This is a genomic window from Pseudomonas sp. GL-B-12 (assembly GCF_019955895.1).
GTDB lineage: Bacteria > Pseudomonadota > Gammaproteobacteria > Pseudomonadales > Pseudomonadaceae > Aquipseudomonas.
The window spans coordinates 366327-380101 of sequence record NZ_JAHBCX010000011.1 but is presented as its reverse complement, the minus strand read 5'-3'; the positions used below and the strand labels follow the sequence as shown (position 1 = coordinate 380101).

General features: G+C 60.8%; 9 protein-coding genes. 5 read left to right on the top strand and 4 right to left on the bottom strand.

The features are described from left to right. Positions 1-445: 445 nt before the first annotated feature. On the bottom strand, positions 446-1468 hold the full coding sequence (locus KGA85_RS07855; protein ID WP_223453875.1) for a zinc-dependent alcohol dehydrogenase family protein: 1023 nt from the start codon (positions 1466-1468) through the stop codon (positions 446-448). Between the two features lie 269 nt (positions 1469-1737). Between KGA85_RS07855 and KGA85_RS07850 the strand changes: the two genes are divergently transcribed. From KGA85_RS07850 to KGA85_RS07835, 4 genes are all read left to right on the top strand, one after another. Next, positions 1738-2655, top strand: coding sequence for a LysR family transcriptional regulator (locus KGA85_RS07850; protein ID WP_096511328.1), 918 nt, complete (start codon positions 1738-1740; stop codon positions 2653-2655). 319 nt (positions 2656-2974) lie between these two features. Beyond that, positions 2975-4228, top strand: coding sequence for a multidrug efflux RND transporter periplasmic adaptor subunit MexE (gene mexE, locus KGA85_RS07845; protein ID WP_223453876.1), 1254 nt, complete (start codon positions 2975-2977; stop codon positions 4226-4228). Between the two features lie 12 nt (positions 4229-4240). After that, complete coding sequence (locus KGA85_RS07840; RefSeq protein WP_223453878.1) at positions 4241-7420, top strand: efflux RND transporter permease subunit; 3180 nt, start codon at positions 4241-4243, stop codon at positions 7418-7420. Continuing rightward, entirely contained in the window at positions 7420-8841 is a 1422-nt protein-coding gene (locus tag KGA85_RS07835; RefSeq protein WP_223453880.1) for an efflux transporter outer membrane subunit, read from the top strand. Before KGA85_RS07840 ends, KGA85_RS07835 begins: the two co-directional genes overlap by 1 nt. Before the next feature lie 213 nt (positions 8842-9054). On the opposite strand, the gene KGA85_RS07830 is transcribed toward KGA85_RS07835, so the two are convergent. The 3 genes from KGA85_RS07830 to KGA85_RS07820 are packed head-to-tail and all read right to left on the bottom strand — an operon-like array spanning position 9055 to position 12350. Continuing rightward, the gene (locus KGA85_RS07830) at positions 9055-10020 is read right to left on the bottom strand and encodes an HlyD family secretion protein (RefSeq protein WP_223453881.1); all 966 of its coding nucleotides are present in this window, start codon (positions 10018-10020) and stop codon (positions 9055-9057) included. A gap of 4 nt (positions 10021-10024) precedes the next feature. Next, positions 10025-10225 carry a DUF1656 domain-containing protein gene (locus KGA85_RS07825; protein ID WP_032829912.1) on the bottom strand — a complete coding sequence of 67 codons (201 nt, stop codon included), beginning with the start codon at positions 10223-10225 and terminating at the stop codon, positions 10025-10027. Beyond that, positions 10215-12350, bottom strand: a complete 2136-nt coding sequence (locus tag KGA85_RS07820) for an FUSC family protein (protein ID WP_223543038.1) — start codon at positions 12348-12350, stop codon at positions 10215-10217. The genes KGA85_RS07825 and KGA85_RS07820 overlap by 11 nt, the downstream gene beginning before the upstream one ends. 215 nt (positions 12351-12565) lie before the next feature. Between KGA85_RS07820 and KGA85_RS07815 the strand changes: the two genes are divergently transcribed. Continuing rightward, positions 12566-13621, top strand: coding sequence for a tetratricopeptide repeat protein (locus KGA85_RS07815; protein ID WP_223453885.1), 1056 nt, complete (start codon positions 12566-12568; stop codon positions 13619-13621). The last annotated feature ends 154 nt before the right edge of the window (positions 13622-13775 follow it).

Genomic DNA, 13775 nt, shown 5'->3' with positions numbered 1-13775 from the left:
GAATTTTCTTGAAATCATTTGAAACGATCGCAGCGCCTCCTCGGGTTAACGACGACGTCAGGGCTGTAGTGCCCGGCTGGCAAGGGTTTCCCCGATTGAAAGCGGAGTCCTAGGAAATGTCCGACAAAGTCCCACAGACTCTTAATACAAGAAATAAAGAAGGAAGTTGTCGCTGTGTTTTTGGCAACTAAACAACAACAAACTAATTTGGAGATTTGCACCGACGGCGCACATTGAAAAGTTTCAGCCTGACACCCAGCCATGACTCATTCCTTGAGATGAAAGTAATCATTCAATTATCAGGGCTTAGTGGCTGATTAGAAGCTACAGATTACGAGCAAAAACCAGTTCAGTTGCTGGACCGGCCTGCGGATCGACGGGTTTCGGGGGCTGAAACGAAAGAGTCCGTGTGGGCACGGACTCTTGGATAGCTTCTTGGTAAGTATTACGCCGGTTCGACCTGCAGCGCGACCCTCTCGTGACACGGGCATTCGTCCATGTAGCGGTGTGCTTCGACAAACTCGGCAAACGGGAAGACCCGAGTCTTGAGCGGCAGCAGAACGCGGTCGGCGGTCAGCTGATTGATGTCGCGCAAGGCACGTTGCAGTGCAACCTGGTCCTGGGTGATGCCCAGTTCCGGCTTGCCAGTGAAGTTGCCGATGCAGTGCACGAAGAACTGAATATTCTTCTGGAACGCTGCGCAGGCCGGGAAAGGCGTCTGGTTGCCACCTTGCAGGCCGTACAGCACCAGGCTGCCGCGAGGTGCCAGCACATCGCCCAGCAACGACATCTGCGGACCGCCCAAACCATCGAACACCACATCCACGCCGCGGTTGTCTGTGATTTTGTTGACCCGCATCAGCAGATCTTCTTCCTCGGTAACGATGACTTTCTCGGCCCCCAGCGACAGCAGATACTCACGCTCTTCTGCTGACTTGGTTGCGGCAATCACTCGAACACCCAAGGCCTTGCCCAGCTGTACGAACGAAGGTCCGGCGCAATGGCTGGCGTCGGTCACCAGGGCAAACTGCCCGGGTTTGACCCGTGCCAGATCCGCATAGGCGAAATAGGCAATCAACAACGGCGTGTAGTGCACACTGGCTTCAATCGGGCTGAGAATGTCCGGATAACGGGTGACCGCCGAGCGCGGCAGAACGATCTGCTCGCCGTAAACCGGGTAGTCGTTCGGGCTTTGGGCCGGAAAGCTGGCAACCTTGTCACCCACTTCCAGGTCATCGATGCCATCACCGACAGCGGTGACGATACCAGCCATCTCCTGGCCAAGGCCTGAAGGCAGACGGGCATGGGACGGGGCCAGGTTCTGGCGCCAGAGAGTGTCATACCAACTGATGCCGATCGCCTCGACGCGCACCTGCACTTCGCCCGGTGCAGGCAGAGACGCCGCATGCTCTTCGCATTTGAGCACCTCGGCAGGACCAAACTTGTGAAAACGGATCGTGCGGGACATCGCAAACCTCGCCAAATGAACCTCTAATGCCTTGAACTCTAGCTGGGCTTTCAACCCAACACTATCTGTGGCTATTAATAGTCGACATGCCTGTCATTGATTCCGCAGCAGCGGCAACATCGTTAAATGCCGTAAGAAACCGAAACCGCTTTTGCAGGAAATCTGAATTACCCGGTGCAGAGTACCAGCCTTTCCCCGTAATATTCCTGCTGGCCATTGTTCTCATATGGCTGCCCACGTCAAGTTTGCTGACTCTGCCAGGACTCCAGATGAATCGTAATGACCTGCGTCGTGTCGACCTGAACCTGTTGATCGTTTTCGAAACATTGATGCACGAACGCAGCGTGACCCGTGCTGCGGAAAAACTGTTCCTCGGCCAGCCAGCCATCAGTGCGGCGCTCTCGCGCCTGCGCGGCTTGTTCGATGACCCATTGTTTGTGCGTACCGGCCGCAGCATGGAGCCGTCCGCCAGGGCGGTAGAGATCTTCGCCCTGCTCTCGCCGGCACTGGATTCGATTTCCACCGCCGTCAGCCGTGCCGCCGAGTTCGATCCTGCCACAAGTACCGCCGTGTTCCGCATCGGCCTTTCGGACGATGTCGAGTTCGCCTTGCTGCCAATGCTGCTCAAGCGCCTGCGTGCCGAATCGCCGGGGATTGTGCTGGTGGTGCGCAGGGTCAACTACATCCTGATGCCGGGGTTGCTGGCATCCGGCGAGATATCCATTGGTGTCAGCTACACCACCGACCTGCCGGCCAACGCCAAGCGCAAGGTACTGCGCCGCAGCCAGCCGAAGCTGTTGCGCGCCGACACCGTGCCGGGGCCGTTGAGCCTGGATGATTACTGCGCCCGCCCTCATGCCCTGGTGTCGTTCGCCGGCGACCTCAGCGGCTTCATTGATGAAGAACTGGAAAAGCTCGGGCGCAAACGGCATGTGGTGCTCGCAGTGCCGCAGTTCAACGGCCTGAGCACCCTGCTCTCCGGAACCGACATCGTGGCTACAGTGCCGGACTACACAGCCGATGCGCTGACTGCCGCCGGCGGTGTGCGAGCTGAAGATCCGCCGTTGCCGGTGCGCAGTTTCGAACTGCACATGGCTTGGCGCGGGTCGCAGGATAACGATCCGGGGGAGCGCTGGTTGCGGTCGCGGATTCAGATGTTTTTCGGCGACCCGGACAGCCTGGCTTGATCCCGGTTTTGCATGAGGGCTTCTGGCCCCTTCGCGAGCAGGCTCGCTCCCACATTGGTTCGGTGGTGCACATGATCCCCTGTGGGAGCGAGCCTGCTCGCAATGGCCGCAACACGGTTCCAAGCCTGACTATTGCATCCAATGCAACACACAATTGTCATCAGTCCAGTTGATGACGACCGAACGCAAGGCGCAGGCTAGAGGGCTGGCTTGGGTCTTATATCATTCCGAATGATAGTTACCTTTGCCCCATTCGATTCGTGAGATACAAACCCGCCGCGCATCATTCGCCAATCTCAACACATTGGCGGATGCATCCATGGAACAGTCACTCAAACATTTGCGCTTCCCGTTGGCTTTGTTGGCCGTAGTGGTGATCAGCGCTTGCGGCAAGGCCCCGGAAACCGCCGCCAGCATGCCAGCAGCCAAGGTCAGCGTGGCCAAGGTGCTGGAACAACCGGTCAACGAGTGGGACGAATTCACCGGCCGCCTCGAAGCGCCGGAAACCGTCGAGATTCGTCCACGGGTCTCCGGCCAGATCGATGAAGTGGCGTTCACTGAAGGCGCCCTGGTCAAGAAAGGCGACCTGCTGTTCCAGATCGACCCGCGTCCGTTCCAGGCTGAGGTCCGCCGCCTCGAAGCCCTGGTTGCACAATCGCGCGCCAATGCCACCCGTAGCGAAAACGAAGCCCAGCGCGGTGAGCGTCTGCGTACCAGCAACGCCATTTCCGCCGAACTGGCCGACTCGCGTACCAGCGCCGCCCAGGAAGCCCGCGCCGCCGTCGGTGCCCTTCAAGCGCAACTGGATCTGGCCAAGCTGAACCTGAGCTTCACCCGCGTCACCGCACCGATCAGCGGCCGCGTCAGCCGTGCGGAAATCACCGCCGGCAACCTGGTGACCGCCGATACCACGCCACTGACCAGCGTCGTTTCCACCGACAAGGTGTACGCCTACTTCGACGCGGACGAACGTGTGTTCCTCAAGTACACCGAGCTCGCTCGCCAGGGCAAACGCGGCGCCACCACCCCGGTCTACATGGGCCTGTCCAACGAGGACGGCAACCCGCACCAGGGCGTGATGAACTTCGTCGACAACCAGGTCAACCCGAAGACCGGCACCATCCGTGGTCGCGCAGTGTTCGACAATAGCGATGGCAGCTACACACCGGGCCTGTATGCACGCCTGAAATTGGTGGGCAGCGGCACCTACAGCGCCATGCTGATCAATGACGAAGCGGTCGGCACTGACCTGGGCAAGAAGTTCGTGCTGGTGATGGATGGCGACAACAAGACCGCCTACCGCGCGGTGGAGCTGGGTCCGAAGATCGAAGGTCTGCGCATCGTGCGCAACGGCCTGAACAAGGACGACACCATCATCGTCAAGGGCCTGCAACGGGTACGCCCTGGTTCACCGGTCACCCCTGAAGTGATTCCGATGGCCAGCGAACAAACCCTCGCGGCACTCGCACAACAACGCCAAGCGCTGGAAGCCAGCAACCTGCCCCAAGTCGCGCCTGCCAAGGTTGCGCCGGGTACGGCTGTGAAACTGGCTGCCACGACCCCACGCGGTTAAGGGATTTTTACGATGAATTTTTCCCAATTCTTCATTTCGCGGCCGATCTTCGCAGCGGTTCTATCGCTGTTGATCCTGATCGCCGGTGCGATCTCGCTGTTCCAGTTGCCGATCAGCGAATACCCGGAAGTGGTGCCGCCGACCGTGGTGGTCCGCGCCAACTTCCCGGGCGCCAACCCCAAGGTCATCGGCGAAACCGTGGCCGCGCCGCTGGAGCAAGCCATCACCGGCGTCGAGAACATGCTGTACATGTCCTCGCAATCCACCGCCGACGGCAAGATCACCCTGACCATCACCTTTGCCCTGGGCACCGACCTGGACAACGCCCAGGTGCAGGTACAGAACCGCGTGACCCGCACCGAGCCGAAACTTCCCGAGGAAGTGACGCGCATCGGTATCACCGTGGACAAGGCGTCGCCCGACCTGACCATGGTGGTGCACTTGACCTCGCCGGACAAACGCTACGACATGCTGTACCTGTCCAACTACGCCCTGCTCAACATCAAGGATGAGCTGGCGCGCCTGGGCGGTGTCGGTGATGTGCAGTTGTTTGGCATGGGCGATTACTCGCTGCGAGTGTGGCTCGACCCGAACAAGACCGCTTCGCGCAACCTGACCGCGACCGATGTGGTCACGGCGATCCGTGAACAGAACCGTCAGGTGGCGGCCGGTGCGCTGGGTGCGCCTCCTGCACCGAATGCCACGGCATTCCAGCTGTCGGTCAACACACAGGGCCGTCTGGTGTCCGAGGAAGAGTTCGAGAACATCATCATTCGCTCTGGCGACAACGGTGAAATCACTCGCCTCAAGGACATCGCTCGCGTCGAACTGGGCTCCAGCCAGTACGCCCTGCGTTCGTTGCTGAACAACCAGCCGGCGGTGGCGATCCCGATCTTCCAGCGTCCGGGCTCCAATGCCATCGAAATCTCCAACGAAGTTCGGGCAAAAATGGCCGAGCTGAAGAAGAGCTTCCCCGAAGGCATGGATTTCAGCATCGTCTATGACCCGACAATCTTCGTGCGTGGCTCCATCGAGGCGGTGGTTCACACCCTCTTCGAAGCGCTGATCCTCGTGGTGCTGGTGGTGATCCTGTTCCTGCAAACCTGGCGCGCCTCGATCATTCCATTGGTCGCTGTGCCGGTATCGCTGATCGGTACCTTTGCCGTGATGCATCTGTTTGGTTTCTCGCTCAACGCCTTGTCGCTGTTCGGCCTGGTACTGGCGATCGGTATCGTGGTGGACGATGCCATCGTGGTGGTGGAGAACGTCGAACGGAACATCGAGCTTGGATTGACCCCGGTCGAAGCCACCAAACGCGCCATGCGTGAAGTGACCGGCCCCATCATTGCCACGGCGCTAGTGCTGTGTGCGGTGTTTGTTCCTGCGGCGTTCATTTCCGGCCTGACTGGCCAGTTCTACAAGCAGTTCGCCCTGACCATCGCGATTTCCACGGTGATCTCGGCCTTCAACTCCCTGACCCTGTCGCCGGCCCTGGCCGCGGTATTGCTCAAGGGCCATGACGCGCCGAAAGACCGTTTCTCCAAGGTACTGGACAAGATTTTCGGTGGCTGGCTGTTCCGTCCGTTCAACCGCTTCTTTGAAAAGGCCAGCCATGGTTACGTCGGCACCGTTGCCCGTGTGATCCGCTCAAGCGGCATCGCCCTGCTGCTGTACGCCGGCCTGATGGTCCTGACCTTCTTCGGTTTCTCCAGCACCCCGACCGGTTTCGTCCCCGGCCAGGACAAGCAATACCTGGTGGCCTTCGCGCAACTGCCGGATGCCTCGAGCCTGGACCGTACCGAAGACGTGATCAAGCGCATGTCCGACCTGGCCCTGAAACAGCCTGGCGTGGAAAGTGCCGTGGCCTTCCCTGGCCTGTCGATCAACGGCTTCACCAACAGCCCGAACGCCGGCATCGTGTTCGTGACTCTAAAGCCGTTCGACGAGCGTAAAGACCCGAGCATGTCCGCCGGTGCGATTGCCGGTGCCTTGAACGGCCAATACGCGAACATTCAGGAAGCCTACATGGCGATCTTCCCGCCGCCGCCGGTACAAGGCCTGGGCACCATCGGTGGTTTCCGCCTGCAGATCGAAGACCGGGGCAACCTGGGCTACGAAGAGCTGTACAAGGAAACCATGAACATCATCAACAAGAGCCACAACGTGCCGGAACTGGCGGGCCTGTTCACCAGCTACACGGTGAACGTGCCGCAGGTCGATGCCGCTATCGATCGGGAAAAAGCCAAGACCCACGGCGTGGCCGTCAGCGACATCTTCGACACCCTGCAGATCTACCTGGGTTCGCTGTATGCCAACGACTTCAACCGCTTCGGTCGCACCTATCAGGTCAACGTTCAGGCCGAGCAACAGTTCCGCCTCGAGTCGGACCAGATCGGCCAGCTGAAAGTACGCAACAACAAGGGCGAGATGATTCCGCTGGCGACCTTCATCAAGGTCAGCGACACCTCAGGTCCCGACCGCGTGATGCACTACAACGGCTTCATCACCGCTGAAATCAACGGTGCGGCAGCCCCCGGCTACAGCTCCGGCCAGGCCGAAAAAGCCATCGAGAAACTGCTCAAGGAAGAACTGCCGAACGGCATGACCTACGAATGGACCGACCTGACCTACCAGCAGATCCTGTCCGGCAACACCGCGCTGTTCGTGTTCCCGCTCTGTGTGCTGCTGGCGTTCCTGGTACTGGCGGCCCAGTACGAAAGCTGGAGCCTGCCACTGGCGGTGATCCTGATCGTACCGATGACCCTGCTGTCGGCCATTACCGGGGTGATTGCGTCCGGTGGCGACAACAACATCTTTACCCAGATCGGATTGATCGTATTGGTGGGCTTGGCCTGTAAGAACGCGATCCTGATCGTCGAGTTTGCCAAGGACAAGCAACTGGAAGGCCTCAACCCGCTGGCGGCGGTTCTGGAAGCTTGCCGCCTGCGTCTGCGGCCGATCCTGATGACCTCCTTCGCGTTCATCATGGGCGTTGTGCCGCTGGTGTTCTCCAGCGGTGCCGGTGCCGAAATGCGTCATGCCATGGGTGTGGCAGTGTTCTCCGGGATGCTCGGGGTGACCTTCTTCGGTCTGTTGCTGACGCCAGTGTTCTACGTATTGATTCGTAACTTTGTCGAGCGCGGCCAAGCGCGTAAAGCCGCCAAGGCCGCCCTGAAGCTGGAGTCGCATTGATGAGTTTGAAAGCCTTCCTGCCGAGCCTGCTGGTACTGGCCCTGAGTGCCTGTGCCGTGGGCCCGGACTACAAGACGCCAACCACCGAGGCGGCCCACATCACGGCCGTCACCGATGGCGCCGCCGGCCAGAAGAACTTTGACCGTTCGCGTTTCGAAGGCATCTGGTGGCAGCAGTTCGAAGACCCGACCCTCAACCAGCTGGTGACGCAATCCCTGCAAGGCAACCGCGATTTGCGCGTCGCCTTCGCCCGCTGGAAAGCCGCACGGGCGATCCGCGACGACGTCAGCAACGACGCCATGCCGACCATCACCAGCCGCGTCAGCAGTGACCTGGGCAAAGGCCAGATTCCGGGCCAGGCCACCGACCGGGTCAACACTGAACGCTATGACCTGGGCCTGGACATGGCCTGGGAAATTGATCTGTTCGGCCGCATCCAGCGCAACCTGGAGTCGGCCAACGCCGAGCAACAGGCGTTCGAGGCCGATCTGTACCAACTGCAAGTCACCATGATTGCCGAACTGGTGGATTCCTACGGTCAACTGCGCGGCGCGCAGCTGCGGGAAAAGATCGCACTGGCCAACCTGCAGAATCAGCAGGAGTCGCGCAAGATCACGGTCAGCCTGCGTGATGCCGGTGTCGGCGATCAGCTCGATGTGGAGCGCGCCGATGCGCGACTGGCGTCGGTCGAAGCCAGCGTGCCACAACTGCAGGCCGAACAGATCCGGCAGAAAAACCGTATCGCCACCCTGCTGGGTGAACGTCCGGACAAGCTGACCGTGGACCTGAGCCCGAAAGACCTGCCGGCGATCGCCAAGGCGTTGCCGATCGGTGATCCGGGTGAATTGTTGCAACGCCGTCCGGACATTCGCAGTGCCGAGCGCCAATTGGCGTCGGCCACGGCACGTATCGGCGTGGCCAAGGCTGATCTGTTCCCACGGGTCAGCCTCAGTGGCTTCCTTGGCTTTACGGCCGGGCGCGGTTCGCAGATCGGTTCCTCGGCGGCCAACGCCTGGGCACTGGGCCCGAGCATCACTTGGGCAGCGTTTGACCTGGGCAGCGTGAAGGCCCGGTTGCGCGGTGCCGACGCCGATGCCGAAGGCGCCCTGGCGACCTACGAGCAGCAAGTGTTGCTGGCCCTGGAAGAATCGGAAAACGCCTTCAGCGACTACGGCAAACGCCAGCAGCGCCTGATCTCGCTGATTCGCCAGAGCGAATCGAGCCGCTCGGCCGCCGACCTGGCGGAGATCCGCTACCGCGAAGGCACGGCCGATTTCCTCGTGTTGCTCGATGCCCAGCGGGAACGCCTGGCGGCCGAAGACACTCAGGCCCAGGCCGAAGTCGACCTGTATCGCGGCATCGTCGCGATCTACAAGGCCCTCGGTGGCGGCTGGCAGCCGGAGACGGTCGCGAGCAATTAACCCGATGTGTTGAAGTGCTCCTTTGGTTGGCCGCAACCAACCAATTTCTTTGCCCTGCGTCTCATTCGGTCGCGGGGTTTTTTTTGCCTTAACACAATACTGAAACCACCACAGTTCCCTGTGGGAGCGGGCTTGCTCGCGAAGGCAGTGCGTCAGTAAACATATGTATTGCCTGACACACCGTCTTCGCGAGCAAGCCCGCTCCCACAAGGGTTAACGGTGATCTTCAGTCCGATGGTTTTCCTGGACGGTCACAGTGGCCGTGGTCCCCGCCCGCAGGTTGTTTTTACCCGCATAGTCGGCATCGATCTCGATCCGCACCGGCACCCGTTGCGCCAGTTTGATCCAGGTGTAACTAGGGTTGATGTTGGCCAGCAGGCGGCCACCGGGCAGGTTTTCCCGGTCGGCAATGGCGAAGGCAATGCTCTGCACTTTGCCCCCAAACGTCTCGCCACTCATCAATTCGATCTTGACCCGGTCGCCCTCCCCGATCCGCGGCAACTTGGTTTCTTCAAAGTAACCGCTGACATAGAACGAGTCGCTGTCCACCAGCGCCAGCAATGGACCACCGGCCGCGGCATAGTCGCCCTCCCGGGTCAGCAGATTGGTGACATAGCCGGTTACCGGGGAAACGACGTGGGTACGCTGCAAATCGAGCTCGGACTGGGTCAAGGCCGCGATGGCAAGTTGCACGTTGGCCTGGGCCAACACCAGGTTGGCCTGATTACGCAGCAAGTCAGCCTGGGCCACCGACACATCGGTGTTGGCCTTTTCCCACTCTTCGCCGGAAATCGCCGAACGATCCTTGAGCGTGCGCCGCCGTTGCTCCTCGCTCTGACGTTGTTTGAGCAAGGCTTCGCTGGCGGTAATGGCCGCCTGGGCCTGCCCAAGTGAGGCTTTCGCCACCTCCACCGCGCGCTTGGCATGCTCCACCGAAAGGGTATAACGCGCCGGGTCGATCTCCAGCAGCGCCTGGCCTTTGTTCACATGTTGGTTGTCCTGCACGGCCAGGCTGACGATTCGCCCCGAAACATCGGCGGACAAGGTCACCACATCGGCACGCACCCGGGCATCCCGGGTCCAGGGCGCGCGGGTGTAATGCTCCCAGGCGAACCACCCCAGGATCAAGGCCAGCAGGACCACCGCCACCGTCGAGAGTCGGGAAAGGATGTTCTTCAAGGCATCAGGCTCCCATGACCAGAATCAACGTGGCGCAGACGCAGGCGTACAACGCGCCTTCGAACAATGCCTCGTGCCAGACAAACTGCAGCACCCCGAGGCGCCGCAACGTCCAGTCCAGCAACAGAAAAATCGGCAAGCCCAGCAGCAGCGCCTGAGCAATCGGGGGCAGATAGGCACCACCCACTTCCAGATCAATGGGCAAGGACAGGGTCTCCTTCAAGACCAGAGGGTTGAAAATAGCCGCGATAACGTTCAACGAACGACACCACGATCAACAGTGCCACACGCATGCGGAACACCGACCACAAGCGCTCATGAACATCGGTATGCAGGGCATCCAGGTCGTCGCCCAGGGCGTGGAGGCTATCAAGCACCTGCGCCACTTCGACCCCGGGCCGGCCGGCGACCAGCCTGCCCGTTTCCCGGACTGTCGAAAACAGGCGACTTTGCAGTTCCGGACTCAGCAATGCGTTGTTCTGCCCCTGCTGCCTGAGCTGATTCAAGGCAGTACCCAGTGCCATGCAGCCCAGGCTGACCTGGAACCGCTCACGTGATTGTGGCTCCCGGGCCGCCGGCAGCAACCCCAGCATCATGGTCAGGCGATCAACCATGCGGCTCTCGAACGCAAACTGCTGCTCATCGGTCGCCAAGGTTTTCAGCAAGGCGTACACCTGATCGCAGTTCTCTTTGTGGAGCCGGCGCATGCGCAAATCCGGCATGAACGGAAAGATCAGCGCGTAGACACTCAAGGCCAGCACGGTCGCGCAGGTATAAGCCCCGGCAAACTCAAACCACTGGATGGCGGTGTTCTGGCCAATCCCCACGTTCAACGGGCCGAGCAATAGAAACGTCGTGAGCCCCAGGCCAATCCCGGTACCTGTGGTGGGTGGACTGGCCAGCCCCACCGCAACGGCGTAGAGCAAGGGCGCCAGCAGCAAGGCAAGCATCTCGAAATTGCTGATCATCGGCACAAACATGAACTGAAGGAGCGCCGAGGCCACCAGTGCCAGCCCGAATCCCCTCGCGTAGCTTTGAACGGCCAGCAGCGGCCGTGGAAACGTCGACATCAGCGAGCAAAGGATGCCCACCAGCACCATCCCGCCTCGCGCACCGTCCCAGCCGGTTTCGATCCAGATCAGACCGGCGATCAACAGCGCGGAAAAAGCCCGGACGGCATTCATGGTCGCCAGGGTAAAGTCCAGGTGCAGCGGGTTTTCCCGCCCGCGAAACACGCTGCTGGCTGGGCGCCCGCTCTGGATGGCATCGCTCAATTCCAGAATCTGCTCCAGTTGCTGCAGCAGGCGCGCCTGCTCCCAGCGCAGCGACCAGGCCAGCGAACGCAAGGTGGCTGGCAGTGGCTCGGTCAATTGTTCGGCCCTGTAGGCCAGCTCATCAAAGCGTTGTTGCAGCGACGTGAAATGATGGCGCTTGTCACTGGACAGCGAACGCCCCTCCCGCGCCAGTTCATCGAGAAAGGCCAGTTCTTCGGCACGCAGCCGTTGAATTTCTTCAGGCAACTCGCCCTCCCAGCGCTCAGTCAACAGCAGCCGCTGGTGGCGCAAGGCGGTCAGCCGCGCGGTCAATAACACCAATTGGTTGCCCAGCAGTTGCACCAGACCGTTGGCACTGCGTAACCGTGGCGCATCGAAGTACATGTGTCGGCGCACGCCCTCCAGGCCGCTGATCTGACCCAGCAGTTGCATTTGCCGCTGCTGGAAATCGGCTTCGCTCTCTTCGGTGCGGATGACGGCGCTGGCATGGGTGGCCAGCAACCGGGTGATTTGATCGATCCTGGCGAAGTAATCCCGGGCCACGGCTTCGGGCCTGGCGGTAAGCAGGCTGACCACGCACACACAGGCAACCGCCAGCAGCGTCTCGGTGACGCGGGTCACCGCCAGCAAAAACATGCCGTCCTGGTCCGGCACCGCCAGCAAGGCCACCACCACGGCGGTGTAGCCGCTGAGGACAAACGCCCCGGAACTGGTATAGCGCAACAAGGTGCCACCAGCGGTGCATAACGCCAGCCACAACGCCAGGGTGGTGATGAACGGCAGCGGCGCCTGGGGAAAGATCGCCATGATCAGCACCGCAACAGCCGCGCCCGTCGTGGTGCCGATCACCTGGCCAAAGCTGCGCGCCAGCACCATGCCGCCCAGTGGCTGGCTGATGATGACCACGGCCATGATCGACCACTTGGGCTGGTCCAGATCGAACAAAAACGCCAGGTACAGGGTCAACAACCCGGCCGCAATGGTTCGCAGGGCAAACAGCAACACCCCGGGCCCGGGGTTGAGCATGGCCTTGAAGTACTGCAACAACGCTTGCATGGGAACACTCGTCGAAACACCTCCAGCAAGCGTAGTCACTGCTGCGGTGCCTCGAGAGGTTTTGCTGACGACGCAGCTTGCAGGCCCGTTGATTGTCGACTGAAGGGCTGTTCAACCGTTTGAATCGAGCGTGAGCGTCGTCAAGGTTTGACTCAAAGCCCGGCCTGACCGAAGCTGGCGCCTTTGCAAAAGCTTGCCAGCTTCCGGATTCCTGCATGCCCAAGTCTCGCCGCTATCTGTTTATCAGCCTCTTCGCCCTGCTCGTCATCGGTCTTGCGTGGTTTTCCCTGCGCGGTACCACCCCGGTGGTTCCCGAAGCCATCCAGCATGGCTACAGCGAAGCGCTGGCGGCAGCCCGGGCCGGCAAACCAGGTGCCGCGCGGGTGCTCTATCAGCAACTGGCCCGTCCGGACCTGTCCCCCAAGCGTCGTGTCTGGCTGCATGCCGAACTGCCCAACTACCCAAGTTCGGTGGCCCTGAAACTGGCGGATGCCGACTTGCAGAACGAGTCGCCCGAAGTACGTATTGCGGCGATCAGGAGCATCAGCGGCCTGGTGCCGAACGGCCAGCGCAGTCTACTGCTGGGGCCATTGCTCGATGACAGCGATCAAAGCGTGCGGCTGGCGGCGATCAACGCGCTGCTGGGGTTGTCCCCGGATGACCTGGGTTTGTATTTCGGGCCGCTGGAGCAAGCCATCGATGCCTGGGAGCAAGTGCTCAGGAGCGAGCCGCAAAGCGCTGAAAACCAATACCAACTGGCCCGGCTGCACTTGCACAATGCCGAGCTCAAGGAAGCGCAACAGGCGCTGGACAACACCCTGCGCCTGGCGCCGGAGAACCTGCCAGCGCTGGTGCTGCAAATCGAGGTGCTGGATAAACAGGGCCAGAACGACGCCGCCCGGCAACTGTTGGCCAGGCAACTCCAGGCACAGCCCAACTCGGCCTACCTTCAACACGCCCTGGGGCTCTGGCTGCTGCATCACGAGCAAAGCGAATTCGCCCTGCTCGGCCTGTCCAAGGCCGTTGAACTGGAGCCCAACAACCGGGATTACCGCTACGACCTGGCCACCACGTTGCATGGTGAACAGGAGCTCGAAGCGGCACAGAAACAGTTGCAGGAAATCGTTCAGCGCCATCCGAACGATCGCAAGGCTCGGGTGCTGTTGATCAATTACTGGAAGGAAAGCGGGCAACTGCAAAACGTGCAGATCCTGTTGGCCCAACTCGAACAGATGAACCCCGACGATCCGTCGTTGCAACAAGGGCTTTGACCCCGCCTGAAATTTCGTTGAACCGTCGTCCCGGCCCAGGGTCAAGTGAAAAGGCAGCCCGTTGCGGCACTTCGCAGCGGCTGCCTCGTTGACCCTGGCCATGTGAGGACGTTTGTTTGTCTCTATCTAACGATTTGAACCAAGCCAAGGCCGC